This window comes from Mycobacterium riyadhense (assembly GCF_963853645.1).
Classification (GTDB): Bacteria; Actinomycetota; Actinomycetes; order Mycobacteriales; family Mycobacteriaceae; genus Mycobacterium; species Mycobacterium riyadhense.
This window is the reverse complement of sequence record NZ_OY970456.1, coordinates 5,794,005-5,819,583: the sequence shown is the minus strand read 5'-3', so window position 1 is coordinate 5,819,583 and position 25,579 is coordinate 5,794,005. Positions and strand designations below refer to the sequence as shown.

The following is a 25,579-nucleotide window of genomic DNA, read 5'->3' as shown; positions in this document are numbered from 1 at the left end:
GTTCTCTGCCGCTTCCAGGCCTACGGAGGTGGCGCCGGCGGTGGCGGCGGTGCCAGCAGCGGAATGGTGATCGGCGGCAGGCCGGGAATCTCGATGACCTGCGATCCCACCACCTCCGGTGGCGCACCCTCCGGTGGCGGAGGCGGAGGCGGCGGGATGCCGTTGCTGATCTGGATCGTCACGATCGAACCCGGAATTGTCTGGCCGCTGGGCGTCGTTCCGACCACCTCGCCGTACTTCGCGGAGCTGTTGACGGAGTTGGGTTGGTCGGCGACCTGGAAACCGGCGTCCTTCAAGCGCTGTCGAGCCTGGTCAACATCCAGACCGGCCACGCTCGGCACCCGCGAAGCCGGTGAGCCGTCGACATAGCGCGGATCGGTTGGCGGCAAATGTATCTCGCCGAAGTTAGTCGCGATCGGCTTCATTGCGGTGAACCAGGTGCGGGCCGGTTCGTTGCCGCCGTAGAGGTCACCGCTGCCGCAGTGGCGCAGCGGACCGGAACACAGGTCCGTTGGATTGGTGGAGTCGTCGTAGATGTAGTTGGCCGCCGCGTAGCGGTTGGTGAAGCCGACGAAGCCAGATGACCGGTGGGCCTCGGTGGTACCCGTCTTGCCCGACATCGGCAGGTCCCAGCCGGCCGCGCCCGCCGAACCAGCAGCGGTGCCGCTGCCCACCGCGTCTTTGCTCATCGCGTTGGCAAGGGTGTTGGCCAGACCCTCCGGCACCACCTGATCGCAGGTCTCGGTGGTGACGGCGACCTCGTTGCCGTTGCGGTCGATCAGCTTGTCGATCGGGCTGGGTGGGCACCACATGCCGCCGGACGCCAGCGTCGCCGCGACGTTGGACAGTTCCAGCGCATTGACCTCGATGGGCCCCAGGGTGAACGAACCGATGTTCTGCCGCTTGACGAAGTCGGCCAGGCTCTCATTGCTATCGGGGTTGTAATCGCGGGCGGTACCGGGATTGGCGTAGGACCGCAGCCCGAGTTTGATGGCCATGTCCACCGCGCGCCCGACCCCGATCTGCGAGATCAGCTTGGCGAATGCGGTGTTGGGCGAGGTGGCTAGCGCGTCGGTCACGTTCATCGACCCGCGGTAGTTACCGGCGTTGACCACGCACCAGGTGTCCTTGGGGCAGCCCTTGGCCCCGCCGCTGCCCAACCCCTTGGCCTGGAACCGGGGCGGCACGTCGAGGTTGGCGTTGATGCCCATGCCCATGTCCATAGCGGCGGCCGTGGTGAAGATCTTGAAGATGGACCCGGCGCCGTCGCCGACCAACGAGAACGGCTGTGGTCGCATGGTTTCACCGGCTTCGGTGTCCAGCCCGTACTTGCGGTTGCTGGCCATCGCTAGCACCTTGTGCGCATCCTTACCCGGCCTGATCACGCTCATCACGCTGGAGATGCCGGCCAGGGTGGGCGGGGCGAATTTGTCGATGGCCGCTTTCACCGGCGCCTGCACGTCGGGGTCCAGCGTGGTGCGGATCAGATAGCCACCCCGAGCCACCTGTTCCTTACTGATCCCGGCGCGAGACAAGTACTCCTGGACGTAGTCGCAGAAGAAGGCGCGGTCACCGGCGGCGATGCAGCCTCTGGGGAGCTCGTTGGGCTGCGGCAATATCCCCAGCGGCTGAGCTTTGGCGGCGCGCAGTGCGTCGGCCTCTTGGGGGATGTTCTCGATCATGGTGTCCAGCACCAAGTTCCGCCGGGCCAACGCGCCTTCGGGGTTGGTGTACGGGTTGAGCGTGCTGGTGGACTGCACCATGCCCGCCAACAGCGCGGCCTGCTGCCAGTTCAGGTCGATCGCGTTGACGCCGAAGTAGGTCTGCGCCGCGTCCTGGACACCGAACGAGTTGTTGCCGAATGACACCAGGTTCAGGTAGCGGGTCAGGATCTCGGGTTTGGTGAAGGTCTTGTCCAGCGTGAGCGCCATGCGGATCTCGCGCAGCTTGCGCGCCGGGGTGGTTTCGACGGCCGCACGCTTCTCGGCATCGGTCTGGGCCGTTACCAGCAGCTGGTAGTTCTTCACGTACTGCTGCTCGATGGTCGAACCGCCGCGGGTGTCGAGATCGCCGGACGCGTAGCCGGCCAGGCCGGTCAGGGTGCCCTTCCAGTCCACGCCGTTGTGATCCGCGAACCGCTTGTCCTCGATCGAGACGATCGCCAGCTTCATGGTGTTGGCGATCTTGTCCGACGGCACCTCGAACCGGCGCTGCGAGTACAGCCAGGCGATCGTGTTGCCCTTCGCGTCGACCATCGTCGATACCGCCGGCACTTCGCCCTCGAGCAGCTGGGCCGAGCCGTTGGCGACGACCTCGGAGGCGCGATTCGACATGAGGCCAAGTCCGCCCGCGAAGGGGAACATCAGCGCGGCGGCGACGACACTAGCGAGCAGACAGCACCCGGCGAGCTTCAGCAGAGTAAGAACCACCGGGGGGCGCTCGGGCATGCGTACTACAGTAGCGACACGCCGGCGCGCTCCCACGCCGCTGCGCCGAAAAAAATCTTTTGGAGCACACAAACCTGAGCGCCGCCAGAGGCCAACCAAAATTTTCAGCGACATCACAGCTCAGGGCCACGAAACGGGACCAAGGAGACGCGTTTTCCCCGGCCGGCCCGCGCAAGTCGGGACGCCCGTCCCAAAAAAACCGTTATCGGACTGTTGCGCAATTGCCACCTGACCACCTAACTTGTATAGGCAGTGAGATACAGGTAACAGCGATATGCATGATGTGGCGACGATCGCAACATCGGCTGGAGCTCGAGGAGGGCGGTCGCAAGGGCGACCGGGAGGAAGGGATCAGCTCGTGTCAGGAACACGTCCGGCCGCTCGAAGGACGAACCTTGTGGCCGCACAGAACGTTCTCCGCAGTGTCGACGCCGAAGAGCGCATCGCGTGGGTGTCGAAGGCATTGTGCCGGGCCACGGACCCAGACGAACTGTTTGTGCGTGGAGCTGCACAACGCAAGGCGGCGGTGATCTGCCGTCACTGCCCGGTGATGCAGGAATGCGGGGCGGACGCCCTTGACAACAAGGTGGAATTCGGCGTGTGGGGCGGTATGACCGAGCGTCAGCGCAGGGCCCTCCTCAAGCAGCACCCAGAGGTGGTCTCGTGGTCGGACTACTTCGAAAAGCGCAAGCGCCGCACCGGCACCGCCGGCTGATTCTGCGCGAATTTTCCTTACGCCATCTGATTAGCTGTGAGGTGTCCGGCAGGCGTATTCGTCATTACATTTCTGTTACATCTACCGGTTTGCGGACAACCTCTGGCTGGGTAGCGCTCCAACAGCGATTGGCAGGTGTCCAATACATTAGTTCCTAATCGGCCGATGCGCTGCACTTTCGGTCGACGAACGCAAGTAGATTGACCGGGCCGCTGCGCGGCCCGCATCGTTCGCCGGCGGGGGCGTGATTCGTCGGCTCCTCAGCGGGCCGCTGCGCGGCCCGCATCATCACCCAGGGGAGCAAGCTGGTCAGCGAGTGCGCGCAGCGCCTCCAGGTCAGAGACGTCAAACGGTAGCGACGGCACCCCGATGACGGGTACATGGGGGTTGGCTCCCGTGAAGCGAGACAGCAGCCGGACTTCGCGCTTGGCCGTCTGTCCACGGTCGGCATGAATCCGCAGCACGGCTGCCGTCAGGGCCGCGGGATGCGAGCCGGCCCTCTCCGTCTCCAACGTTTCGGTGGCGTCGATCGCCCGCTCGACCGGCAATGCACACAACGTCGGGTGGGTGCGGTTCAAGACCAGCCCCGCAAGCGGCATCCCTTCCTGTGATAGCCGGTCGACGAAGAAGGACGCCTCGCGCAGTGCATCGGGCTCGGCCGCCGAAACCACCACGAACTGAGTGCCGCGCCGCTTCAATAGCGCGTAGGTGCGATCGGCCTTCTCACGGAACCCGCCGAAGGTGGCGTCCAGCGACTGCACGAATGCCGCCGCGTCCGCCAGCATCTGTGAACCGAGAATTGTCGATAGTGCCTTCATGGCCAATCCCATTGCGCCGGTTACCAATCGCCCGATGCCGCGGCCAGGCGCGAGTAGCAACCTCCAAAGCCGGCTATCCATAAAGCTGCCCAGGCGTTTTGGTGCGTCCAAGAAGTCCAGCGCGTTACGTGACGGCGGAGTGTCCACTACCACCAGGTCCCAGCGGTCCTGCGCTAGCAACTGACCGAGTTTCTCCATGGCCATGTACTCTTGCGTTCCGGCAAGTGATGTGGCGACGGTCTGATAGAACTGGTTATCCAGAATCGCCTGTGCCCGTTGGGATCCGGAGTATTGGATCACCATTTCGTCGAACGTCCGCCGCATGTCGAGCATCATCGCGTGCAGCTCGCCGGGGACTTCTGGCGGGAGCGGCACGCGTTGTGGTGTGTTGCCAAGGTCGTTGATACCCAACGCTTGTGCCAGCCGCTTAGCCGGGTCGATTGTCAAAACGACTACGGTTCGGCCGTATTCGGCGGCACGCAACGCCATCGCCGCCGCGGTGGTTGTCTTGCCGACACCGCCCGCGCCGCAGCACACCACAACTCGGTTGGATGTATCGGCCAAGATTGCGGCCATATCGAGGGGTTGCGGTGTAACGCTCATCGAACCCCCTGATGTGCAAGCGATTCCGAGAGTTCGTAGAGGCTGCCAAGGTCGACGCCGTCAGAGATCGTCGGTAATTCCAGCCGCGGCACGTGTAAGGCGTCGAGTTGTTGCGCGGTCTCGGCGCGCGCGGCGATTCGGGTGGCGTGCTCGATGGTCTCAGTCAGCAGACCGGCGAAGTCGGCGTCGGAGAGCTTGATTCCGGCCGTGGCCAAACCGGCCCGAACCGAGTCCGCATCGACATCGCCTTCCGCGGCTTTTGCCAGGTCTTCCGGCTCTAGATAGACCGGGATATTGCGGTTCACGATGACGCTGCCGATCGGCAGTTCCATCTCGGCAAGCTCCTCAATGGCTTCCAGCGTTTCCTGCACCGGCAGCGCTTCCAGCAGCGTCACCAGGTGAATTGCGGTCTGGTCGGAGTGCAGCAACTTGACCACACCCTCGGCCTGCGAATGCACCGGGCCCCCTTTGGCCAGATCGGACACGGCCTTTGTGACGTCCAGGAAGCGTGTGATTCGGCCGGTTGGTGGTGCGTCGACGACGATCGCGTCGTACACCGGGTTCTTGGTCCCCTTGTTCAGGCGTATCACCGTCTCCTTGATCTTTCCGGTGAGTAAGACGTCGCGCAGACCGGGCGCTATCGTTGTCGCAAACTCGATCGCACCGATGCGGCGCATCGCCCGGCCCGCTATGCCGAGGTTGTAGAACATGTCGAGGTATTCCAGGAACGCGGCCTCAATGTCGATTGCTAGCGCGTTGACTTGGCCGCCGCGCTCCGCGGTCGCGATCTTGAGCTCCTGGTACGGCAGGGGCGGGACGTCGAAAAGTTGCGCAATCCCTTGGCGCCCTTCGACTTCTACCAGTAGAACTTTGCGGCCCCCCGCTGCCAGGGTCAGCGCCAGCGCCGCCGCAATCGTCGATTTGCCGGTACCGCCTTTGCCCGTCACAAAATGCAGGCGGGCCTTCGACAAGCGCGACGGCCAGCCGACGGCACCAGCGCCGCTAGAGGTGTTTGCCACCATCGCATGCTAGCCCTACCGATCTGGGTGGCCACCGGGCTGGCCGGAGGCGGTGAAATCCGACGGATAAGCTCGCGTCATGACCCAACCGACCGCATGGGAATACGCCACCGTTCCGCTGCTCACCCATGCCACCAAACAGATCCTCGACCAGTGGGGTGCCGATGGCTGGGAGCTGGTGGCGGTGCTGCCCGGGCCCACCGGCGAGCAGCACGTCGCTTACCTGAAGCGCCCGAAGTAGGAGGGTTAATGAACGCGGGATCGTGGAAGGCCCGGCTTGGGCAGCTCGGTGTGACGCTTCCGCAAGTGGTGGCGCCGCTGGCGGCTTACGTTCCGGCGGTGCGTACCGGCAACTTGGTATACACCGCCGGCCAGCTTCCATTCGAGGCCGGAAAACTGCTCCGGACCGGCAAGGTCGGTGCCGACGTCAACCCCGAGGAGGGCAAGGCCCTCGCGCGGCTCTGCGCGCTCAACGCGCTGGCGGCGGTGGATTCGGTGGTGGGTCTTGACGCGGTGACCCGCGTGGTTAAGGTCGTTGGGTTTGTCGCCTCCGCACCGGGTTTCAACGGTCAGCCCAGCGTCGTCAACGGGGCCTCCGACCTGCTGGCCGAAATCTTCGGCGACCAGGGCACGCATGCGCGTTCGGCCGTCGGCGTGTCCGAGCTGCCGCTGGACGCTCCGGTGGAAGTCGAGCTGATCGTGGAGGTCGGCTAACGGCCAATGTCCGAGACAGCCGCGACAGCCGAGTCACTGACCCATCCCGCATACGGGCGGCTGCGGCCGGTCACTGACACCGCGTCTGTGCTGTTGGCCGACAACCCTGGCCTGCTGACGTTGGAGGGCACCAATACCTGGGTGTTGCGCGGGCCGCGCAGTGATGAGTTGGTCATCGTCGATCCTGGGCCAGACGACGCGCACATTGAGCGCGTTGCCGCGTTGGGCCGGATTGCGCTGGTGTTGATCAGCCACCGCCACGGCGACCACACCGACGGCATCGACAAGCTGGTCGAGCTGACCGGGGCGACCGTGCGCTCGGCGGGCAGCGGGTTCTTGCGGGGCCTCGGGGGTGAACTGGTCGATGGCGAGGTGATCGATGCGGCCGGCCTGAAGATCAAAGTGATGGCGACACCCGGCCACACCGCCGATTCGCTGTCGTTCGTCCTCGACGACGCCGTGTTGACGGCGGATAGCGTGCTGGGGCGCGGCACCACCGTCATGGACTCCGAAGACGGCAGCCTGAGCGACTACATGGAGTCGCTGCAGCGGCTGCGTGGCCTCGGCGATCGGACGGTGTTGCCTGGGCACGGGCCGGACCTGCCGGATCTGGGCGCCGTCGCATCGGGGTACCTGGCGCATCGCCGTGAGCGGCTCGAGCAGGTGCGCTCAGCGTTGCGGGATCTGGGCGAGGAAGCCACGGCCCGCCAGATCGTCGCACACGTCTATGTCGACGTCGACGAGAAGCTTTGGGATGCGGCCGAGTGGTCGGTGCAGGTGCAGCTGAACTACCTACGCGGCTAAGTAGGGCGAGCAGACGCAAAATCGCCCTGGAACGCTGGTTCCAGGGCAATTTTGCGTCTGCTCGGCGTGAGAAAGCTACCTCGCTCGGCGGGCCAGGCGTTCGGAGTCGGAGATCAGCACGCTCTTGCCCTCCAGACGAATCCAGCCGCGGTGGGCGAAGTCGGCCAGCGCCTTGTTCACCGTCTCCCGAGAAGCGCCAACTAGCTGGGCGATCTCCTCCTGCGTCAGGTCGTGGGTGACCCGCATCGCGCCCCCTTCCTGGGTGCCGAATCGCTGGGCGAGCTGCAGCAACTGCTTGGCCACCCGGCCGGGCACGTCAGTGAAGATCAGGTCAGCCAGGTTGTTGTTGGTGCGACGCAACCGGCGAGCGAGTACCCGCAATAGCTGCTCGGCGATTTCAGGGCGATCGGCAATCCATGCCCGCAGCGCGTCGCGGTCCATCGACACCGCCCGCACCTCGGTAATCGTCGTCGCGCTCGAAGTTCGCGGCCCCGGGTCGAAGATCGACAACTCGCCGAACATGTCCGACGGACCCATGATGGTCAGCAGATTTTCCCGGCCGTCTGGTGAGCGGCGACCGATCTTGACCTTTCCCGCGACGATGATGTACAGCCGATCGCCCGGCTCACCCTCAGCGAATACCGTATGTCCACGGGGGAAGTCGACCGGCTGCAGTTGTTTGGTCAGGGCGGCGACTGCGGCGGGCTCAACCCCCTGGAAGATTCCTGCCCTCGCCAGGATCTCGTCCACGTTGCCTCTTCAGCTTTCCAACGAATTAATACGGGCAGAACCCCTCAAGACCGACACGAGTCTAAAGGTAGGCCAAACGGTCCGACCTGCCAACGCTACACACGATTGACGTGTCGCGTCACCGTCAACGGTGGATTGCTCTGGGAATGGTCACCGGCGAAGGCGGGCTCGGCGCGATGTCGCCCCCCGGTGAGGGTTTTGGGAGCTGGGGCCGCCGCCAAGCCCAGGGCTTGGCGGCGATGCAGGTAATCCATCGCCTCCGGCATCCCCTCCCGGGCCAGCGTGTGCAGATCCACGGCCTCGGCCTGCTCCAAAAACTTTGCGACGTCGCTCGCTGTAACCGTGTCGTGGGCGAGCGCCTTTTCCAGCCGGCCGAGCCAGAGCGTCGCCAGCATCAGCAGCGCTGGAATGCAGGCCACCAGCAACCATGACACAAGGAGAGTAAACATGGTTAAGGTCTCAGAGAGATCACGAAATCAGTACTCTGTCGTAGGTGACAGCGGCCAAGTCGTCCAGGAGCTCAAAGGCAAGGTCAGCCGCATCCGGACTCGGTATCGCCGGCCGCTGGGCCACCGAAACCCGAACCGGCTTGGTGCGACGGGCGCGCCGAATGAATCGTGCGCTGGCACAGGCATTCCCGCACGTGTACTGCGAGCTTGATTTCACCTCGCCACTCGAGCTTGCGGTGGCCACCATCCTTTCCGCGCAGAGCACCGACAAACGGGTGAACTTGACAACGCCGGCATTATTCGCGCGATACAAGACGGCGCTGGATTACGCGCGAGCGGACCGCACCGAGCTCGAAGGTCTCATCCGCCCCACTGGCTTCTACCGCAACAAGGCGACGGCGCTCATCGGCCTCGGGCAAGCCCTCGTCGAGAGGTTTGACGGCGAGGTGCCCGCCACCATGGATGAGCTGGTCACGCTGCCCGGGGTGGGGCGCAAGACGGCCAACGTCATCCTGGGAAATGCCTTCAACGTCCCCGGCATCACCGTCGACACCCATTTCGGACGGTTGGTGCGACGGTGGCGCTGGACCGCTGAAGAGGACCCGATCAAGGTGGAGCATGCGGTCGGCGAACTCATCGAGCGCAAGGAGTGGACCTTGCTTAGCCATCGCGTGATCTTTCACGGCCGCCGGGTGTGCCACGCCCGCAAACCGGCGTGCGGGGTGTGCCTGCTCGCCAAAGACTGTCCCTCGTACGGGCTCGGTCCCACCGAACCGTTGCTTGCCGCACCGCTGGTTCAGGGCCCGGAAACTGAGCACCTGCTGGCTCTGGCTGGGCTGTGATATCGCGGTTGACCGGGAGGACCCGCTGGACCATCGCGATCCTGGCCGTCGTGGCCGCGCTGATCGTGGCGCTGATGGGCCAGCTGCGAGATAGTTCCCCACCCAGTTCCATCACCCAGGCACCCGCCGCACGTGAACACCGCGACGCCGACACCCCGGCAGCGCTGGCCGGACCGCGGCAGCGCGCGAACCTGCCGCCCTGCCCCGCGGGCCAGAATTCCGGGCCGGTAGCGCTGCGGGATGTGGTGGTGGAATGCGCGGCGGACGGCTCGCCGGTCGACGTCGCGCGGGCGCTGGCCGGCCGCCGGGTGGTCATCAATTTGTGGGCATACTGGTGCGCGCCGTGTACGGCCGAGCTGCCGGCGATGGCCGAGTATCAGCGACGGATCGGGTCCGAGGTGATGGTGGTGACTGTGCATCAGGACGAGAACGAGACGGCCGCCCTGCTGCGGTTGGCCGATCTCGGCGTTCGGCTGCCCACGCTGCAGGACGGCCGTCGTAAGGTAGCGGCGGCGCTGCGGGTGGCAAATGTGATGCCCGCAACCGTGGTGCTGCGGCCGGACGGTAGCGTGGCCCAGACGCTGCCGCGGGCTTTCCGTAGTGCCGACGAGATCGCGGCCGCCGTCGGAAACCAGGTGGGGTGACTAGCCGGAGGGAGGCGCCGGTGAGTGCTGCGGTCGCCTTGACTCCTGAGCTGGGCCCGTCGTGGCTGCGCCCGCTCGTCGACAACGTCGATCAGGTACCTGACGCGTTTCGGCGCCGGTTGCCCGCCGACGTGCTGGCCATGGTGACTGCCGCGCGAGCAACAGCCTCGTTAAGCCGCGACGGCCGCGACGCCGCCGTTCTGGTGCTGTTCTCGGGCCCGGTGGACGGGCCGGCCAACGGCGGTCTGCCCGACGATGCCGACCTGCTGCTGACGGTGCGGGCCTCGACCCTGCGTCACCACGCTGGCCAGGCCGCCTTCCCCGGTGGCACATCCGATCCCGCGGACGACGGGCCCGTGGCCACCGCCCTTCGGGAAGCGCACGAGGAGACCGGCGTTGACGTGGGACGGCTCCACCCGCTGGCCACCATGGAGCGGACGTTCATCGCGCCCTCCCGGTTCCACGTCGTGCCCGTGCTGGCGTATTCGCCGGATCCCGGGCCGGTGCATGTTGTCAACGAGGCCGAGACGGCGATCGTGACACGGGTTCCGGTGCGTGCCTTCATCAATCCGGCCAACCGGCTGATGGTGTACCGCGGCAGCCTGAGTCGCCGCTGGGCCGGTCCGGCGTTTCTGTTGAACCAGATGCTGGTGTGGGGATTCACTGGCCAGGTGATTTCTGCGGTGCTCGACGTCGCCGGCTGGGCCCAACATTGGGACACCAGCGATGTCCGTGAGCTGGACGACGCGATGATGCTGGTCGGCGAAGGTGGTGGGTTGCGATGAATTCGATGACCCCGTCGCAGTGGCTGGATATCGCGGTCTTGGCGGTCGCCTTCATCGCGGCGGTATCCGGCTGGCGTTCGGGCGCACTGGGCTCAACGCTGTCGTTTGCGGGTGTGCTGCTGGGCGCGATAGCCGGCGTGCTGTTGGCGCCGCACATCGTCAGCCACATCGCCGCACCGCGAGCCAAATTGTTCACCGCGCTCTTTTTGATACTGGCGCTGGTCGTCGTCGGTGAGGTCGCCGGTGTGGTGCTGGGACGGGCGGTGCGCGGCGCAATCCGCAACCGGCCGGTCCGTGCCATCGACTCGGTCATCGGGGTGGGAGTGCAGCTCGTCGTGGTGCTGACCGCGGCCTGGTTGCTAGCGACGCCGCTGACGCAGTCGAAGGACCAGCCCGAGCTGGCTGCCGCGGTCCGCGGTTCGCGGGTACTCGCTCAGGTCAACGACGTGGCGCCCACCTGGCTGAAGTCGGTGCCCAAGCGGTTGTCGGCGCTGCTGAACACCTCCGGCCTGCCGGCGGTGCTAGAGCCGTTCAGCCGCACCCCGGTCATCCCGGTCGCCTCACCGGACCCGGAGCTGGCGAACAGCCCGGTCGTGCTGGCGACCGCGCCCAGTGTCGTCAAGGTCCGCAGCCTGGCACCCAGTTGCCAGAAGGTGTTGGAGGGCAGTGGGTTTGTGATAGCACCGGATCGGGTGATGACGAACGCGCATGTGGTGGCCGGATCCAACAGCGTCTCGGTGTACGCCAGCGGCAAGCCCTTCGACGCGACCGTGGTGTCCTATGACCCGTCGGTCGACATCGCGATCCTGGACGTCCCCAACCTGCCGCCACCGCCGCTGACGTTCGCCGAAACCGAGGCGAAAACCGGCACCAGTGTGGTGGTGATGGGCTATCCCGGCGGTGGTAACTTCACTGCGACCCCGGCCCGGATTCGTGAGGCCATCAAGCTCAGCGGCCCCGACATCTACCGGAGTCCACAGCCGGTCACTCGCGACGTCTACACCATCAGAGCCACTGTGGAACAAGGTGATTCGGGTGGACCGTTGATCGATCTCAACGGTCAGGTGCTCGGGGTGGTGTTCGGCGCGGCGGTCGATGACCCCGACACCGGCTTCGTGTTGACCGCCACCGAGGTGGCGGGCCAGCTGGCCAAGATCGGCGCGACCCAGCAGGTGGGCACCGGCGCCTGCGTCAGCTGAGCCGGGATCCGTGCACCTGCTCGAGAAACCGGACCAGATGCCGGTTGACGTCGTCGGGCGCCTCTTCATGGCTGAAATGTCCTGCGCCGGCAATGGATATGTAACGGCCGTGCGGCGCGTAACGCTGAGTGCGCTCGACCGCCACAGCCAGTACGTAGGGATCGAGGTCACCGCGTAGGTGGAGCAGCGGGATGCCAAGCTGGGCAATCATCGATCGCATGAATCGCCGGCCTTCGCCGCGCAGCTGGCTGCGCACCGCCCAGCGCTGGTACTCCAGCGCGCAGTGCGCGGCCCCCGGGATCTGGATGGCCTGCCGCAGATAGCCGATGCTCTCCGAAAAGTCTTCGCCGGCTTGCCATTTGGCGCAACTACGGCTGCGGACCAGGCGTTCGATCTCGTCGGCGTTATCGCGAGTCAGCAAGCGTTCCGGCCAGATGGGAATCTGGTAGCGCAGCAGCGTTGGTAGCAATGCCCGTCCCTGATCGCGCCGCAGCAGCGTGGTTCGGCGTAGCGCGGCGGGGTGCGGTGAGCTGATCAGGGCGATGGCGCGCACCAGCCGGGAATGCAGCAGCGCGGTGGTCCAACAAGCCAGTCCGCCGTCGGCGTGGCCGACCAAGGTCGCCGACGAGTGGCCGAGCGCACGAATGAGTCCGGCGGTGTCGCCGGCCAGGGTCCAGCCGTCGTAGCCGCGAGGTGGTTTGTCACTGCCGCCATAACCGCGCAGGTCGACCGCGACCACTCGCGCCCCGGTCAGTCCGCGCAGCTGGTGACGCCACGACCACCAGAACGAGCCGAACCCATGCAGCAGGATGACCAGCGGCCGGGTCGCGGCCGGCTGGGCGTCGTCAGTTACCGCCTCAACGATGTGGAACCGGATGCCGTTGGCGTGCACATCCAGATGGCGCCACGGCCCGTCGATCCGCGTCACCGACGGATCTGGTGCTGGCATTTACCAACCTGAGGGGTCGGTCGGCGGCCTGCCGTCTGACGTGATCGCCTTCGGGGGCCCGGACTTGTCATGGCCTGGGGTGAGCGCTTCGCGCGTCTCCCTGACCGATTCGATGGTCTGCCGCGGTCCACGGATCCGGCGGACCTTCAAGAACCCAAACAGGGCCAGCACCAGGGTGACTACCACCATGATCGCGAACACGACGAGGAACGCCACCCAGCGCCAGATCCAGGTGTCCAAGAGCTCGGCGAGGAAAAAGAAGAAAAAGAACGTGGAGTAGAACAGGATCACCAGCGCGGAGATGAAGAAAACGCTGCCGGTTAGCCCCTTCTTCACGTCACGGGTAATCTCGGCGCGGGCCAGTTCGACCTCGGCACGCACCAGCGTCGACATTTGAGTTGTCGCGTCTTTGATCAGGTCACCGATCGACGGCTCAGCAGGTCCGGCGTGTGGGTCGGCCAGCGGAATCGTGGTCAGCGTGCTGGGCACACCGCTGTTGCGATCAGGTTTGCTCACAGACGGTCCTCTCGGTTCAACTGGCCGCGGTTCGCAGTCGCCGCGGTTTATGTTGCCATGCGATCCGGGGCCCGGCGGAACCCCGTGCAGGCCGTCCGCAAAATTGACGCTTGCGGCCATTTCACACGCAACCGACCTTCGGCGATGATCATTTAGACTGGCGCAGCTGTCCTACGCTGTCCTACCACTCGACGGGGGTACCACTTTGCAGACGGCGCTCCGCAGCTGCGCGGCGATCGTTGCCGCGCTCTGGGCACTGGTATCCCTGCCGGCGAATACCGCGGCTGCCGACGACAAGGTCCCGTTGGGCGGCGGTGCCGGCATCGTGGTCAATGGGGGCACGCTGTGCACCCTGACCGCCATCGGCCACGACAAGTTCGGCGATCTCATCGGCTTCACCTCCGCGCACTGTGGGGGACCGGGCGCACCCGTCGCCGCCGAGGGTCCGGGGAACAATCCCCCGGTAGGCACGATGGTTGCCGGCAATGACGCCCTCGACTACGCGGTGATCAAGTTCGATCCGGCCAAGGTGACACCGGTGGCCAACTTCAACGGCTTTGCCATCAACGGCATCGGCCCGGACCCGACTTTCGGGCAGATCGCCTGTAAGCAGGGGCGCACCACCGGCAACTCGTGCGGCGTCACCTGGGGACCGGGCCAGGACCCGGGCAGCATCCTGATGCAGGTCTGCGGGGGACCGGGAGACTCCGGTGCGCCGGTGACGGTTGACAATCTGCTGGTCGGGATGATCCACGGCGCGTTCAGCGAAAACCTGCCCACGTGCGTCACCAAGTACATCCCGCTGCACACCCCGGCAGTGGTGATGTCGTTCAACGCGGACCTGGCCGACATCAACGAAAAGAACCGGCCGGGTTCGGGATTCGTCCCGGTGGGGACGTAGCTGGTCGGCGGCGACCCGCTGCGCCCGGCTCCGCCGCGCTTGCGATCGCCGCGTGTCGGTCGGCGGCGACCCGTCCCCCGCAAGCGGGAGGTACCCCCAGCGCCCGGCTCCGCCGCGCTTGCGATCGCCGCGTGTCGGTCGGCGGCGACCCGTCCCCCGCAAGCGGGAGGTACCCCCAGCGCCCGGCTCCGCCGCGCTTGCGATCGCCGCGTGAGCTAGCTACTTCGCGGCCCGGATCGCGTCGAACACGCTGGGATCGAGCAGCGTGGACGTGTCGCCCAGGTCGCGGTTTTCGGCAACATCGCGCAATAGCCGGCGCATGATCTTGCCGCTACGGGTCTTGGGCAGCTCCGGCACGACGTGGACCTCACGCGGCCGGGCGATCGGCGAGATCTCCCGAGCGACATGGGTGCGCAGTTCGTCGACAGTCGAGTCGTTGGGTTCGCAGTTAGCGCGGAGCACCACGAACGCACAGATGGCCTGCGTGGTGGTGTCGTCGGCAACTCCGACCACCGCGGCCTCGGCCACCCCGCCGTGACCGACGAGTGCCGATTCCACCTCGGCCGTGGAGATGCGGTGCCCCGACACATTCATCACGTCGTCGATGCGGCCCAATAGCCAGATCGCGCCGTCGGCGTCGAAACGGGCGCCGTCGCCGGCGAAATAGAAACCCTTGTCGGCGAACTTGGACCAGTACGTTTCCCGATACCGCTCCGGGTCCCCCCAAATGCCGCGCAGCATCGAGGGCCACGGCCTGTCCAGGACCAGGTATCCGCTGACGTCCTTGTCGCCGCCCGGCTCTAGCGGGTCGCCATGGTCGTCGACGATCTTGGCCGAGATTCCAGGCAGTGCCGCCATTGCCGAACCGGGTTTGGTCACAGCGACTCCCGGCAGCGGCGAGATCATCGCCGAGCCCGTCTCGGTCTGCCACCAGGTGTCGACCACCGGAACACGGTCCGCGCCAATGACTTCGCGGTACCAGCGCCACGCCTCCGGGTTGATCGGCTCGCCCACCGACCCCAACAGCCGCAGGCTGGACAGGTCGTGCGCGTCGGGAATCTCACGGCCCCACTTCATAAAGGTACGAATGAGGGTGGGGGCCGTGTAATAGATTGTGACGCCGTACCTTTCGATGATCTGGAAATGCCGGTGTTCATCGGGGGTGTTGGGTGTGCCCTCATAGAGCACCTCGGTGATCCCGTTGGCCAGCGGGCCGTAGACGCCGTAGGTGTGCCCGGTGACCCAGCCGATATCGGCAGTGCACCAGAACACGTCGCTGTCGGGTTTGACGTCGAAAATGGTGTGGACCGTATAGCAGCACTGGGTGAGATAGCCGCCGCTGGTGTGCACGATGCCCTTGGGCTTGCCGGTCGTTCCCGATGTGTAGAGCAGGAATAACGGGTGTTCGGCGTCGAACGGTTCGGGGGTGTGTTCGGGTGCGGCCGGGTCGACGACATCGTGCCACCACAGGTCGCGGGCGTCGTTCCAGGACACGTCAATTCCGGTGCGCCGCACCACCAGAACGTGCTCGATCGGGCTGTCTGGGGCAGAGACCGCCTCGTCGGCGGCATCCTTCAGCGGAACCGGCTTGCCGCGGCGGAATTGTCCGTCGCTGGTGATCAGGAGTTTGGCTTGGGCGTCGGCGATACGTGTCTGCAGCGCGTGCGCCGCGAAGCCCCCGAAGACGACACTGTGCATGATTCCCAGCCGCGCGCAGGCCAGCATCGCGATCACGGCCTCGGGGATCAACGGCAGGTAGATCGCGACGCGGTCACCGGCGACCAGACCCAGGTCGGTCAGCGCGTTGGCCGCTTTGCACACCTGTGCCCGCAGATCGGCATAGGTCAGCGTGCGGCGGTGGCCTGTGGGCTCGCCTTCCCAGTGGATGGCGACCCGATCGCCGTGGCCGGCCTCGACGTGGCGATCGACGCAGTTGTATGCGACGTTGAGCTTGCCGCCGACGAACCACTTGGCGAACGGCGCGTCTGACCAGTCCAGCACCTCGGTGAACGGTGTGGCCCAGGACAGCCGGTTGGCCTGCTTGGCCCAGAAAGCCAGCCAGTCTTCCGCGGCTTCGCGATACAACTCGGCGCGAGCGTTCGCCTGCTCGACGAAGTGCTCCGGCGGAGGATAGGCCGACGGGCTTTCGGTAGTGTCGTCGGTCACGTGTTGAGAGCCTAGCGGTGCGAGGCGATGAGAGGCTCTAGGGTCGCTTTCATGCGCCGGATCTGGGCCACGCTGGCCGCCATCACCGTCGGACTGCTGGCGGTCGCACCGGTCGTCGGTTGCGGCGGCGGTGTGCTGAGCCCGGATGCGGTGGTCGTCAACGGCGGCGAACCGCCCAACCCGTTGATCCCGACCGGCACCAACGACAGCAACGGCGCTCGGATCATCGATCGCCTGTTCGCCGGCCTGATGTCCTACGATGCCGCCGGCAAACCGTCCCTGGAGGTTGCCCAGTCGATCGAGACCGTCGACAACCTCAACTACCGAATCACCCTCAAACCGGGCTGGAAGTTCACCGACGGCTCGGCCGTGACGGCCCATTCGTTCGTTGACGCGTGGAATTACGGGGCGCTGAGCTCCAATGCTCAACTGCAGCAGCACTTCTTCAGTCCGATCGCGGGATATGAAGACGTTGCCGAGGTTGCCGACCCGCCCAACGGAAAGCGGACCACCATGTCCGGACTCCAGGTGATCAATGATCTCGAGTTCACCGTGCGGCTTAAGGCGCCGACCATCGACTTCACGTTGCGCCTGGGCTTCACCGCGTTCTATCCGCTGCCGGACGCGGCGTTTCGGGACATGGCGGCGTTTGGCCGTCACCCCATTGGCAACGGGCCTTACCAGCTCGACGATGGCGCCGATGGGCCAGCCTGGGAGCACAACGTCAATATTGACCTGGTGCCCAACCCCGAGTACCACGGCAATCGGAAACCCCACAACAAGGGCCTGCGGTTCGAGTTCTACGCCAACCTGGATACCGCGTATTCCGACCTGCTATCCGGCAATCTCGATGTGCTGGACACGATTCCATCGAGTGCGCTGACGATCTACCGGCGCGACCTGGGCGACAACGCCACCAGCGGGCCCGCAGCGATGAACCAGTCACTCGACACCCCGCTGCGGCTGCCGCATTTCGGTGGCGAGGAGGGCCGGCTGCGCCGGTTGGCGCTGTCGGCTGCCATCAACCGCCCGCAGATCTGCCAGCAGATATTCGCCGGCACCCGCAGTCCCGCACGCGATTTCACCGCCCGCTCGTTGCCCGGATTCGACCCCAGGCTACCAGGCAACGACGCATTGGACTTCAATCCCGAACGGGCCCGCCAACTTTGGGCGCAAGCCAATGCCATTTCGCCATGGAGCGGCCGGTACGCGATCGCCTACAACGCTGACAGCGGTCATCAGGAGTGGGTGGATGCGGTGGCCAACAGCATCAAGAACGTCTTGGGAATCGACGCGGCCGGAGCGCCGCAGCCGACCTTCGCGGGCTTACGCACTCAGATCACCAACCGCACCATCGACACCGCATTCCGCTCCGGATGGCAGGGCGACTACCCGTCGATGATCGAATTCCTCGCCCCGCTGTATACCACCGGAGCGGGATCCAACGACGTCGGCTACTCCAGTCGTGAGTTCGACGCGGCGCTGGCTGCCGCCGAGGCCGCGCCCAATCTGCGGGAGGCCGATGCGCTGGCCAACGTCGCGCAGCGAATCCTGTTGCACGACATGCCAGTCGTGCCGCTGTGGGACTACGTCAGCGTAGTGGGTTGGTCGGCCGAGGTCAGCAACGTCACGGTCACCTGGAACGGACTGCCCGACTACGAGAACATCGTCAAGGGCTGAGATGATTTGGTACGTGGTTCGCCGGGTCGCCGTGATGGTGCCGGTATTCTTCGGAGCCACGCTGCTGATCTATGGCATGGTCTTTCTGCTGCCCGGAGACCCGATTGCCGCGCTCGCAGGCGACCGGCCGCTGAGCCCCGCGGTCGCCGCCCAGCTGCGTGCCCGGTACCACCTCGACGATCCGTTCCTGCTGCAGTACCTGCGCTATCTTGGCGGCCTACTGCACGGCGACCTGGGTCGTGCCTATTCCGGGCTGCCGGTCAGTGCCGTTCTAGCACATGCATTTCCGGTCACCATCAGGCTCGCGCTGATCGCACTTGCGGTGGAGTCGGTGCTGGGGATCGGCTTCGGCGTGATCGCCGGCCTGCGCACGCGCGGCGTCTTTGATGCCACCGTGTTGGTCACCGGACTCATCATCATCGCGATCCCCATCTTCGTGCTGGGATTTTTGGCGCAATTCGTCTTCGGAGTTTGGTTGGGACTCGCGCCGGTGACAGTGGGTGGACGAGCGACCTTCGCCCGACTGTTGCTGCCCGGGATCGTTTTGGGCGCGGTGTCATTCGCGTACGTGGTGCGGTTGACTCGCTCGGCAGTGGCCGCCAACGCGCACGCCGATTACGTCCGCACCGCCACCGCCAAGGGGTTGTCTCGGCCGCGGGTGGTGACGGTGCACATTTTGCGAAACTCGCTGATCCCGGTGGTGACGTTCTTGGGCGCTGATCTCGGGGCGCTGATGGGCGGAGCCATTGTGACCGAAGGCATCTTCAACATCCACGGCGTCGGCGGGGTGCTGTATCAGGCGGTCACCCGACAGGAGGCGCCGACGGTGGTGTCGATCGTGACGGTGCTGGTGTTGATTTATCTGATCACCAATCTGTTGGTGGACCTGCTGTACGCGGCCCTGGACCCGCGGATCCGATATGGCTGAGCACAGCGGTTTTTGGGGCGAGACTTGGCGCGGACTGCGCCGACGGCCCAAGTTTGTCGTCGCCGCCGTGATGATTCTGTTCATTCTCGTGGTTGCGGCGTTTCCGGCGACGTTCACCGCAGCCGATCCAACCTATGCAGATCCCAGCCAGAGCATGCTGGCGCCGTCGGCGGCGCATTGGTTCGGGACCGACCTGCAGGGCCACGACATCTACGCGCGCACCGTCTATGGTGCGCGGGCCTCGATCACGGTTGGGTTGGGAGCCACGCTGGTCGCTTTCGTCGTCGGAGGGGCGCTGGGCGCATTGGCCGGGTTCTACGGCGGCTGGGTCGACGCCCTGATTTCGCGCATTGCCGATGTGTTTTTCGGATTACCGTTGTTGTTGGCCGCGATCGTGCTCATGCAGGTCTTGCATCACCGCACGGTGTGGACGGTGATCGCCATTTTGGCCTTGTTCGGATGGCCGCAAGTGGCCAGGATCGCCCGCAGTTCGGTGCTGGAGGTGCGGGCCAGTGATTATGTTCTAGCGGCTAAGGCGTTGGGGTTGAACGGGTTTCGGATACTGCTGCGGCACGTGGTGCCCAACGCCCTGGGGCCGGTGGTCGCGGTCGCCACCATTGCCCTGGGTATCTTTATCGTCACCGAAGCGACGTTGTCCTACCTCGGAGTCGGGCTGCCGACGTCAGTGGTGTCCTGGGGCGGCGACATCAATGTGGCGCAGACCCGGCTGCGTGCGGGGTCGACGATACTGTTCTATCCCGCTGGGGCGCTGGCAATTACGGTGCTGGCTTTCATGATGATGGGTGACGCGCTGCGGGATGCGCTGGATCCGGCTTCACGGGCGTGGCGAGCATGAGCCGCGCTGCGTTGCCACTGTTGTCAGTGGAGGGCTTAGAAGTCAGGTTCGGCTCTAATGAGCCCGTGGTTCGCGGAGTAGATCTGACCGTGGGCCGTGGTCAGACCGTGGCCGTGGTGGGCGAATCGGGATCGGGGAAGTCGACCACGGCCGCCGCGATCCTGGGCTTGCTGTCACCCGGCGGACGAATTACGGCCGGCCGCATCACTTTCGACGGGCGTGACATAGCTTCAGCTGATCGGAAGGCCGACCAGCGTGTCCTCCGGTCTATCAGAGGCCGTGAGATCGGGTATGTGCCGCAGGATCCGATGACCAACCTCAACCCGGTATGGACGGTCGGCTTTCAAATCCGGGAAGCGTTGCGGGCCAACAGGAGCGATCGCAAGCGCGGCGAAGCCGGGTGTAGCGGGTCGCGACCGTGGGGCACCGATAGCCGTGATGCGCGGCGAAGGGCCGTACAGTTATTGGCCGAGGCCGGTATGGCGGATCCGGCGAAGCAATCGGGCCGCTATCCACACCAGTTGTCAGGCGGCATGTGTCAGCGGGCCTTGATCGCGATCGGGTTGGCGGGCAGGCCGCGGCTGCTGATCGCCGATGAGCCGACGTCGGCGCTGGACGTGACGGTGCAGCGTCAGGTTCTCGATCATTTGCAGCGGCTCACCGATGAATTGGGCACCGCGTTGCTGCTGATCACTCACGATTTGGCGCTGGCCGCCGAACGCGCCGAAGCCGTGGTGGTCATCCACCGCGGAGTAGTTGTGGAATCCGGTGCGGCGCGAGCGATCCTGCGTGATCCCCGGCATGAGTACACCCGCCGACTGGTAGCCGCGGCGCCGTCGTTCACCGCTCGTGACAAGCGAGCGGCTCAAATCCGGTCGCGGGTGGCGGCCCAGGCTGCCGAGCACGCGGGCGGGCACGACGACATTCTGGTCGTTTCCGAGCTGACCAAGATCTACCGCGAGTCTCGCGGCGCGCCATGGCGACGGGTGGAGTTTCGTGCCGTCGACCGGGTGTCGTTTCGGCTGCGACGAGCGAGCACCCTGGCCATCGTGGGGGAGTCGGGTTCGGGGAAGTCCACGCTCGCGCGAATGGTTCTTGGTCTGCTGCAACCGACTTCGGGCACAGTCGTTTTCGACAGCAACCAGATCGACAAGCTGGACCGGGATGAGATGTTGGCCTTCCGCCGTCGCATGCAGCCGGTGTTCCAGAACCCCTACAGCAGCCTGGATCCCATGTACTCGGTATTTCGCGCCATCGAGGAGCCGTTGCGCATCCACCGGGTCGGTGACCGCAACCAGCGCCGGCAAGCGGTGCGTGAGCTCGTCGAGCAAGTTGGGCTACCGACGTCGGCGCTGGGCAGGCTGCCCCGCGAGCTGTCGGGCGGACAGCGACAACGGGTCGCGATCGCCCGGGCATTGGCGCTGCGGCCCGACGTGCTGGTGTGTGACGAGGCGGTCTCGGCGCTCGACGTTTTGGTTCAGGCGCAGATTTTGGATCTGCTGGCCGAACTGCAGGCCAGCCTGGGCTTGACCTACCTGTTCATAAGCCACGATCTGGCGGTGGTTCGGCAGATCGCTGACGATGTTCTGGTGATGCGCGCCGGCCGGGTGCTGGAACATGCGCCCACCGAAGAGGTGTTCACCCGGCCCCGTCACGAGTACACCCAACAGTTGCTGGCGGCCATTCCCGGCGCCTCGGCGGCTTCCCGATAGACAATGTCGGCGACCCGTCCCCCGCAAGCGGGACGTGCCCCCAGCACCCGGCTTCGCCGCGTTTGCGATCGCCGATAGGGTTGGCAGCTGTTGCGGTCTGAGTGGTCGTTAGTTGTCAGTGGCGTGTTGTAGGAATAACGGCATGAATCTGGCGGCGTGGGCTGAGCGCAACGGTGTTGCGCGCGTGGTGGAGCACCGAGACCGGTCCTGCCGGTTTGGCTCTGAGTACGTAGAAGCCGCACTCGCCGCCCAGGGCCATGAGTTGGTCGTGGTCGACTCAGCCGGGGTCGACCTGGTACGGGACATGACCGAGATCCCGACTGCGATGTGCGCGCGGCTCAACGGCAAACCCGCTGCTGCCAACCGTGCTCGGCGGGCGGTGGCGGCGGCTACTGACGCCGGGGAACGCGAGGCGGCCTAAGATGGCGAAGTTCGAGATTCCGGTGGACTGGACGGTGCAGGCGTACCGGTTCACGCTGGACCCGACCGACTATCAAGCCCGCGCATTGGCAAGGCATTTCGGCGCCCGGCGTAAGGCCTACAACTGGACGGTCGCCACCTTGAAAGCCGATATCGACGCGTGGCACGCCAATGGGATCGGGACGGCGAAGCCGTCGCTTCGGGTACTGCGGAAGCGCTGGAGCACGGTCAAAGACGAGGTGTGCGTGAACGCCGAGACAGGGCAGCCGTGGTGGAGCGAGTGTTCGAAGGAGGCGTATGCCGACGGAATCCGGGGGGCGGTAGAGGCCTATTGGAACTGGCAGACCTCACGGGCGGGCACGCGGGCCGGCAAGCGCGTCGGCTTCCCGCGGTTCAAAAAGAAGGGCCATGACGCCGATCGGGTCTGCTTCACCACCGGCGCCATGAGGGTCGAGCCCGACCGCCGACACCTGACGATGCCGGTGATCGGGACCGTCCGCACCCATGAGAACACCCGCCTCATCGAACGCCTCATCGCCAAAGGCCGGGCACGGGTGCTGGCAATCACGGTTCGCCGCAACGGCACCCGCCTGGATGCGAGTGTGCGGGTAGTGGTGCAGCGTCCCCACCAGCCTGGCGTCGCGCGACCCGGTTCGCGGGTTGGCGTTGATGTCGGGGTGCGGCGCCTGGCGACTGTCGCCAACGAGGACGGCACCGTGATTGAACGCGTTGAGAACCCCCGCCCTCTCGATGCTGCGTTGCGCGAGCTGCGGCATGTGTCGCGGGCGCGCTCGCGCTGCACGAAAGGCTCCCGTAGATATCGGGAGCGCACCACAAAGATGTCCCGGCTCCACCGCCGGGTGAACGACGTCCGCACTCACCATCTCCACTGTCTGACAACACGATTGGCTCAAACCCACAGCCACATCGTTGTCGAAGGGTTGGACGCGGCCGGGATGCTGCGGCAGAAAGGCCTCTTGGGGGCCCGCGCTCGTCGGCGCGGACTCTCCGACGCCGCCCTGGGCACACCCCGACGTCACCTGACCTACAAAACAGGCTGGTACGGGTCACAGCTGGTGGTCGCCGAGCGCTGGTTCCCGTCGTCGAAAGCCTGTCATTCCTGCCGGCATGTGCAAGACATCGGCTGGGACGAACACTGGACATGTGAGGCGTGTTCAGCTCGTCACCAACGCGACGACAACGCCGCGATCAACCTCGCACGCTACGAGGAAACACCTAGCGTCGTCGGCCCAGTTGGGGCCGCCGTCAAGCGTGGAGCCGACCGTAAGACCGGGCCTCGCCCGGCAGGTGGCTATGAAGCGCGGAAGGGAGAGCGTCGGCAGGCGCTCGAACAACCCCGAGACGGGGTGCAAGTAGCATGATCACTAAAGATCACTCACTTGCAACGGTTGGCAACCTGTGACCGCCGACCCGCTGGCTCCCCTGATGGACCTTCCCGGTGTCGCCGAGGCCAGCGACCGGGCCCGCGACGCGCTAGGCCGGGCGCACCGGCACAAGGCCAACCTGCGGGGCTGGCCCGCCACGGCCGCCGAAGCGGCGTTGCGTGCGGCGCGGGCATCGTCGGTGCTCGACGGCGGTCCGGTGCGACTGGACGACCCGTCGGAAACCGCTGTGCGGGACGGCGGAATCAGTGATCCGGTGTTCGGCGGAGCGCTGCGGGTGGCCCAAGCGCTGGAAGGCGGCGGTGGCCCGTTAGTCGGGGTATGGCAGCGGGCGCCGCTGCAGGCACTGGCGCGCCTGCATGTGCTGGCGGCTGCCGATCTAGCCGATGACGATCGGCTGGGGCGGCCGCGCGCCGATGCCGAGATTGGGCCGCGGCTGGAGTTGCTCGCGGAGGTGGTGACCGCCCGAACCCAGGCGTCGGCACCAGTGGTTGCCGCGGTTGCACACGGAGAACTGTTGACGCTGAAGCCGTTTGGCACTGCCGACGGCGTGGTGGCTCGCGCAGTGTCGCGACTGGTGACCATCGCCACCGGTCTGGATCCGCATGGACTGGGTGTGCCCGAGATCCGTTGGATGCGGCAAGCCGCCGATTACCGTGATGCCGCACACCGATTCGCAGAGGGCACACCTGAGGGTGTGGCGGCGTGGCTGGTGTTGTGCTGCCGTGGGATGCAGGCCGGCGCGCAGGAGGCGCTTGCCATAGCGGAGTCTCGGATCGGATAGGGCCGCATCGGTAGCTGAGGCTCGCGGAAAATAATCGTCGGCGAAATGCAAAGCGGGCGACGATCCGAAGGATTTCAGATCGCCGCCCGCCAACACGGTTCTCGGTTACCAAGCGTGCATTTCTGGGCTGCGTGGGTGGCCTCGGCGCGTTTGCGATACTTCCGACTGCAACCCCACCCAAAGGGCTGTCGACGCCATCCGTTTTTCGCAATTACGCAGGCCCGCAACACTTCTGCCATTATCGCGGCTATGACTCCGCGTGGGTGCCGGGAAACCGTGCTGGGTGCCCGGGTCGGGAGAACGAACCTTCTCTTCCGGATCGACCTTGGCCTCACCGGGCTTCCGTGGTTCCTTTGTACTACTAGACCCCATGCACAGCAAGGCCCAATTGCCGTGAATATTCTCGAAATGCCTTCGGATTGCGTCCGAGCGTGTTTGCTGTCGTGACCGTTGAGAAGGTTGGGACGCCAGTGCTAGAAAGTGAAACGGCGTAGCAGTGCGTAGGCGACGGCTCCGGCGGCCAACGCAGTGATGCCCACCGCGGCGGTGGTCGCGATCGCCGCGCCTGAGGGTGCCGGAATGCGGTCGCGCAGGGACACCGGCCGGGAGAACGACAAGATGGGCCAACCCCGTTCGGTGGCTTCCCGTCGCAACCCGCGATCGGGATTGACCACCGAAGGATGGCCGACGGCCTCGAGCATCGGCAAGTCCGTGATCGAGTCGGAGTAGGCGTAGCAGTGTTCCAGGGGGTAGCCCTCACGGGCCGCCAGCTCGCGGATCGCCTGGACCTTGCCCTCGCCGTAGCAGTAGAAGGCGACCTCGCCGGTGTACTTGCCGTCCTCGACGACCATTCGGGTTGCCATCGCATGGGTGGCGCCCAGAGCGCGGGCGATTGGGCCAACGATCTCCTCACCCGAGGCCGAGACCACGACAACGTCACGGCCGCACAACTTGTGGCCCGCGATGAGGTCCGCGGCTTCGGCGAACACGTGCGGAGTCACGATGTCGTGGAGTGTCTCGTTGACGATCGACTTCACCTGCTCCACGTCCCACCCGGTGCACATGTTGGCCAAGTGGGTGCGCATCCGATCCATCTGGTCATGATCAGCGCCGGAGAGCAGAAAGATGAACTGGGCATAGCTGGATTTCAACACGGCACGTCGGTTGAGTAGTCCTTGAGCGAAGAAGGGTTTGCTGAACGCCAGCGTGCTGGACTTGGCGACGATGGTCTTGTCCAGGTCAAAGAATGCCGCGGTCCGGGCACGTGGAATGGCTGCCTCAGGTGTTTGCGGTGACATTTGCTGCTGCGCGGCCGGGTCGGATTCGGTCACTGACCCAGCATAGGTCGGCGGTCTGGCGCGGCCGCTACTTCGTTCCCAAAAAGGCCGCTGGGGCATCGATGTGGTCGCGTTGTCGGCGACATTTACACGGCTCAAGCTGTAGTTTTTCTTAATGGCAATACTTGCGTGAGCCCG

24 protein-coding genes and 3 pseudogenes are annotated in these 25,579 nt (G+C 65.5%); 18 read left to right on the top strand and 9 right to left on the bottom strand.

Features of this window, described 5'->3' with window-relative positions; all coding sequences use genetic code 11:
* Positions 1 to 20: 20 nt before the first annotated feature.
* Positions 21 to 2,447 (bottom strand): transglycosylase/D,D-transpeptidase PonA2, encoded by a 2,427-nt coding sequence (ponA2, locus tag AADZ78_RS25550; RefSeq protein WP_085251789.1) that lies wholly within the window; start codon positions 2,445 to 2,447, stop codon positions 21 to 23.
* A gap of 358 nt (positions 2,448 to 2,805) precedes the next feature.
* Here ponA2 and whiB4 point away from each other — a divergent pair, with 358 nt between their 5' ends.
* On the top strand, positions 2,806 to 3,162 hold the full coding sequence (gene whiB4, locus AADZ78_RS25545; RefSeq protein WP_085251790.1) for a transcriptional regulator WhiB4: 357 nt from the start codon (positions 2,806 to 2,808) through the stop codon (positions 3,160 to 3,162).
* A 260-nt stretch (positions 3,163 to 3,422) separates the two neighbouring features.
* On the opposite strand, the gene AADZ78_RS25540 is transcribed toward whiB4, so the two are convergent.
* Both AADZ78_RS25540 and AADZ78_RS25535 read right to left on the bottom strand, forming a co-directional pair.
* Positions 3,423 to 4,583, bottom strand: coding sequence for an ArsA family ATPase (locus AADZ78_RS25540; protein ID WP_085251791.1), 1,161 nt, complete (start codon positions 4,581 to 4,583; stop codon positions 3,423 to 3,425).
* Positions 4,580 to 5,605, bottom strand: coding sequence for an ArsA-related P-loop ATPase (locus tag AADZ78_RS25535; RefSeq protein WP_085251792.1), 1,026 nt, complete (start codon positions 5,603 to 5,605; stop codon positions 4,580 to 4,582). Before AADZ78_RS25535 ends, AADZ78_RS25540 begins: the two co-directional genes overlap by 4 nt.
* A gap of 76 nt (positions 5,606 to 5,681) precedes the next feature.
* Here AADZ78_RS25535 and AADZ78_RS25530 point away from each other — a divergent pair, with 76 nt between their 5' ends.
* Genes AADZ78_RS25530 through AADZ78_RS25520 form a run of 3 tightly spaced genes read left to right on the top strand, consistent with a single transcriptional unit; the run spans position 5,682 to position 7,120 of the window.
* Positions 5,682 to 5,843 (top strand): DUF4177 domain-containing protein, encoded by a 162-nt coding sequence (locus AADZ78_RS25530; RefSeq protein WP_003419736.1) that lies wholly within the window; start codon positions 5,682 to 5,684, stop codon positions 5,841 to 5,843.
* 8 nt (positions 5,844 to 5,851) lie between these two features.
* A complete protein-coding gene (locus AADZ78_RS25525; RefSeq protein WP_085251793.1) occupies positions 5,852 to 6,316 on the top strand; it encodes a RidA family protein in 465 nt (154 codons plus the stop codon).
* Positions 6,317 to 6,322: 6 nt separating this feature from the next.
* On the top strand, positions 6,323 to 7,120 hold the full coding sequence (locus AADZ78_RS25520) for an MBL fold metallo-hydrolase (RefSeq protein WP_085251794.1): 798 nt from the start codon (positions 6,323 to 6,325) through the stop codon (positions 7,118 to 7,120).
* A gap of 75 nt (positions 7,121 to 7,195) precedes the next feature.
* Here AADZ78_RS25520 and crp read toward each other — a convergent pair whose 3' ends face one another.
* Positions 7,196 to 7,870, bottom strand: a complete 675-nt coding sequence (crp, locus tag AADZ78_RS25515; RefSeq protein ID WP_085251795.1) for a cAMP-activated global transcriptional regulator CRP — start codon at positions 7,868 to 7,870, stop codon at positions 7,196 to 7,198.
* Positions 7,871 to 7,965: 95 nt separating this feature from the next.
* A complete protein-coding gene (locus AADZ78_RS25510) occupies positions 7,966 to 8,319 on the bottom strand; it encodes a hypothetical protein (protein ID WP_085251796.1) in 354 nt (117 codons plus the stop codon).
* 104 nt (positions 8,320 to 8,423) lie between these two features.
* Here AADZ78_RS25510 and nth point away from each other — a divergent pair, with 104 nt between their 5' ends.
* The 4 genes from nth to marP are packed head-to-tail and all read left to right on the top strand — an operon-like array spanning position 8,424 to position 11,789.
* Positions 8,424 to 9,161 carry an endonuclease III gene (gene nth / locus AADZ78_RS25505; protein WP_085251822.1) on the top strand — a complete coding sequence of 246 codons (738 nt, stop codon included), beginning with the start codon at positions 8,424 to 8,426 and terminating at the stop codon, positions 9,159 to 9,161.
* Positions 9,161 to 9,805, top strand: a complete 645-nt coding sequence (locus AADZ78_RS25500) for a TlpA family protein disulfide reductase (protein ID WP_204081735.1) — start codon at positions 9,161 to 9,163, stop codon at positions 9,803 to 9,805. The genes nth and AADZ78_RS25500 overlap by 1 nt, the downstream gene beginning before the upstream one ends.
* Positions 9,802 to 10,590: an NUDIX hydrolase gene (locus tag AADZ78_RS25495; RefSeq protein WP_204079019.1), complete on the top strand. Its 789-nt coding sequence runs from the start codon at positions 9,802 to 9,804 to the stop codon at positions 10,588 to 10,590. Before AADZ78_RS25500 ends, AADZ78_RS25495 begins: the two co-directional genes overlap by 4 nt.
* Positions 10,591 to 10,595: 5 nt before the next feature.
* On the top strand, positions 10,596 to 11,789 hold the full coding sequence (gene marP / locus AADZ78_RS25490) for an acid resistance serine protease MarP (RefSeq protein ID WP_139828880.1): 1,194 nt from the start codon (positions 10,596 to 10,598) through the stop codon (positions 11,787 to 11,789).
* Here the strand turns inward: marP and AADZ78_RS25485 are convergent.
* Entirely contained in the window at positions 11,782 to 12,738 is a 957-nt protein-coding gene (locus tag AADZ78_RS25485) for an alpha/beta fold hydrolase (RefSeq protein ID WP_085251799.1), read from the bottom strand. The genes marP and AADZ78_RS25485 overlap by 8 nt on opposite strands.
* Positions 12,739 to 13,254, bottom strand: coding sequence for a phage holin family protein (locus AADZ78_RS25480; protein ID WP_085251824.1), 516 nt, complete (start codon positions 13,252 to 13,254; stop codon positions 12,739 to 12,741).
* Between the two features lie 205 nt (positions 13,255 to 13,459).
* Between AADZ78_RS25480 and AADZ78_RS25475 the strand changes: the two genes are divergently transcribed.
* From AADZ78_RS25475 to AADZ78_RS29305, 3 genes and pseudogenes are all read left to right on the top strand, one after another.
* Positions 13,460 to 14,155 carry a S1 family peptidase gene (locus AADZ78_RS25475; protein ID WP_085251800.1) on the top strand — a complete coding sequence of 232 codons (696 nt, stop codon included), beginning with the start codon at positions 13,460 to 13,462 and terminating at the stop codon, positions 14,153 to 14,155.
* A gap of 67 nt (positions 14,156 to 14,222) precedes the next feature.
* Positions 14,223 to 14,309, top strand: a pseudogene (locus tag AADZ78_RS29310) (hypothetical protein); the annotation flags it as partial.
* Positions 14,302 to 14,406: pseudogene (locus AADZ78_RS29305) on the top strand (hypothetical protein); the annotation flags it as partial. The pseudogenes AADZ78_RS29310 and AADZ78_RS29305, both read left to right, overlap by 8 nt.
* Here AADZ78_RS29305 and acs read toward each other — a convergent pair.
* The gene (gene acs, locus AADZ78_RS25470) at positions 14,375 to 16,321 is read right to left on the bottom strand and encodes an acetate--CoA ligase (RefSeq protein WP_085251801.1); all 1,947 of its coding nucleotides are present in this window, start codon (positions 16,319 to 16,321) and stop codon (positions 14,375 to 14,377) included. The pseudogene AADZ78_RS29305 and the gene acs sit on opposite strands and share 32 nt — an antisense overlap.
* A gap of 51 nt (positions 16,322 to 16,372) precedes the next feature.
* Between acs and AADZ78_RS25465 the strand changes: the two genes are divergently transcribed.
* The 7 genes and pseudogenes from AADZ78_RS25465 (at position 16,373) to AADZ78_RS25435 (ending at position 24,104) form a co-directional block, all read left to right on the top strand.
* Complete coding sequence (locus tag AADZ78_RS25465) at positions 16,373 to 18,001, top strand: peptide ABC transporter substrate-binding protein (RefSeq protein ID WP_085251802.1); 1,629 nt, start codon at positions 16,373 to 16,375, stop codon at positions 17,999 to 18,001.
* 1 nt (position 18,002) lies between these two features.
* Positions 18,003 to 18,929, top strand: coding sequence for an ABC transporter permease (locus AADZ78_RS25460; RefSeq protein WP_085251803.1), 927 nt, complete (start codon positions 18,003 to 18,005; stop codon positions 18,927 to 18,929).
* Positions 18,922 to 19,785: an ABC transporter permease gene (locus AADZ78_RS25455; protein WP_085251804.1), complete on the top strand. Its 864-nt coding sequence runs from the start codon at positions 18,922 to 18,924 to the stop codon at positions 19,783 to 19,785. Before AADZ78_RS25460 ends, AADZ78_RS25455 begins: the two co-directional genes overlap by 8 nt.
* The gene (locus AADZ78_RS25450; RefSeq protein WP_085251805.1) at positions 19,782 to 21,497 is read left to right on the top strand and encodes a dipeptide ABC transporter ATP-binding protein; all 1,716 of its coding nucleotides are present in this window, start codon (positions 19,782 to 19,784) and stop codon (positions 21,495 to 21,497) included. Before AADZ78_RS25455 ends, AADZ78_RS25450 begins: the two co-directional genes overlap by 4 nt.
* 184 nt (positions 21,498 to 21,681) lie before the next feature.
* A pseudogene (locus AADZ78_RS25445) lies at positions 21,682 to 21,918 on the top strand (IS607 family transposase); the annotation flags it as partial.
* Between the two features lies 1 nt (position 21,919).
* Positions 21,920 to 23,299 (top strand): IS607 family element RNA-guided endonuclease TnpB, encoded by a 1,380-nt coding sequence (gene tnpB, locus AADZ78_RS25440; protein WP_085251807.1) that lies wholly within the window; start codon positions 21,920 to 21,922, stop codon positions 23,297 to 23,299.
* Between the two features lie 37 nt (positions 23,300 to 23,336).
* A complete protein-coding gene (locus AADZ78_RS25435; RefSeq protein ID WP_085251808.1) occupies positions 23,337 to 24,104 on the top strand; it encodes an oxidoreductase in 768 nt (255 codons plus the stop codon).
* A gap of 473 nt (positions 24,105 to 24,577) precedes the next feature.
* Here the strand turns inward: AADZ78_RS25435 and AADZ78_RS25430 are convergent, their stop codons facing one another.
* Positions 24,578 to 25,435 (bottom strand): HAD-IB family hydrolase, encoded by an 858-nt coding sequence (locus tag AADZ78_RS25430; RefSeq protein ID WP_085251809.1) that lies wholly within the window; start codon positions 25,433 to 25,435, stop codon positions 24,578 to 24,580.
* Positions 25,436 to 25,579 lie beyond the last annotated feature (144 nt).

Coding starts and splice junctions, on each gene's coding strand:
- AADZ78_RS25530 (WP_003419736.1), top strand. CDS start 5,682: ATGACCCAACCGACCGCATGGGAATACGCCACCGTTCCGCTGCTCACC.
- AADZ78_RS25450 (WP_085251805.1), top strand. CDS start 19,782: ATGAGCCGCGCTGCGTTGCCACTGTTGTCAGTGGAGGGCTTAGAAGTC.
- AADZ78_RS25520 (WP_085251794.1), top strand. CDS start 6,323: ATGTCCGAGACAGCCGCGACAGCCGAGTCACTGACCCATCCCGCATAC.
- ponA2 (WP_085251789.1), bottom strand. CDS start 2,447: ATGCCCGAGCGCCCCCCGGTGGTTCTTACTCTGCTGAAGCTCGCCGGG.
- AADZ78_RS25525 (WP_085251793.1), top strand. CDS start 5,852: ATGAACGCGGGATCGTGGAAGGCCCGGCTTGGGCAGCTCGGTGTGACG.
- AADZ78_RS25510 (WP_085251796.1), bottom strand. CDS start 8,319: ATGTTTACTCTCCTTGTGTCATGGTTGCTGGTGGCCTGCATTCCAGCG.
- marP (WP_139828880.1), top strand. CDS start 10,596: ATGACCCCGTCGCAGTGGCTGGATATCGCGGTCTTGGCGGTCGCCTTC.
- AADZ78_RS25485 (WP_085251799.1), bottom strand. CDS start 12,738: ATGCCAGCACCAGATCCGTCGGTGACGCGGATCGACGGGCCGTGGCGC.
- AADZ78_RS25455 (WP_085251804.1), top strand. CDS start 18,922: ATGGCTGAGCACAGCGGTTTTTGGGGCGAGACTTGGCGCGGACTGCGC.
- tnpB (WP_085251807.1), top strand. CDS start 21,920: ATGGCGAAGTTCGAGATTCCGGTGGACTGGACGGTGCAGGCGTACCGG.
- AADZ78_RS25535 (WP_085251792.1), bottom strand. CDS start 5,605: ATGGTGGCAAACACCTCTAGCGGCGCTGGTGCCGTCGGCTGGCCGTCG.
- AADZ78_RS25465 (WP_085251802.1), top strand. CDS start 16,373: ATGCGCCGGATCTGGGCCACGCTGGCCGCCATCACCGTCGGACTGCTG.
- AADZ78_RS25540 (WP_085251791.1), bottom strand. CDS start 4,583: ATGAGCGTTACACCGCAACCCCTCGATATGGCCGCAATCTTGGCCGAT.
- AADZ78_RS25460 (WP_085251803.1), top strand. CDS start 18,003: ATGATTTGGTACGTGGTTCGCCGGGTCGCCGTGATGGTGCCGGTATTC.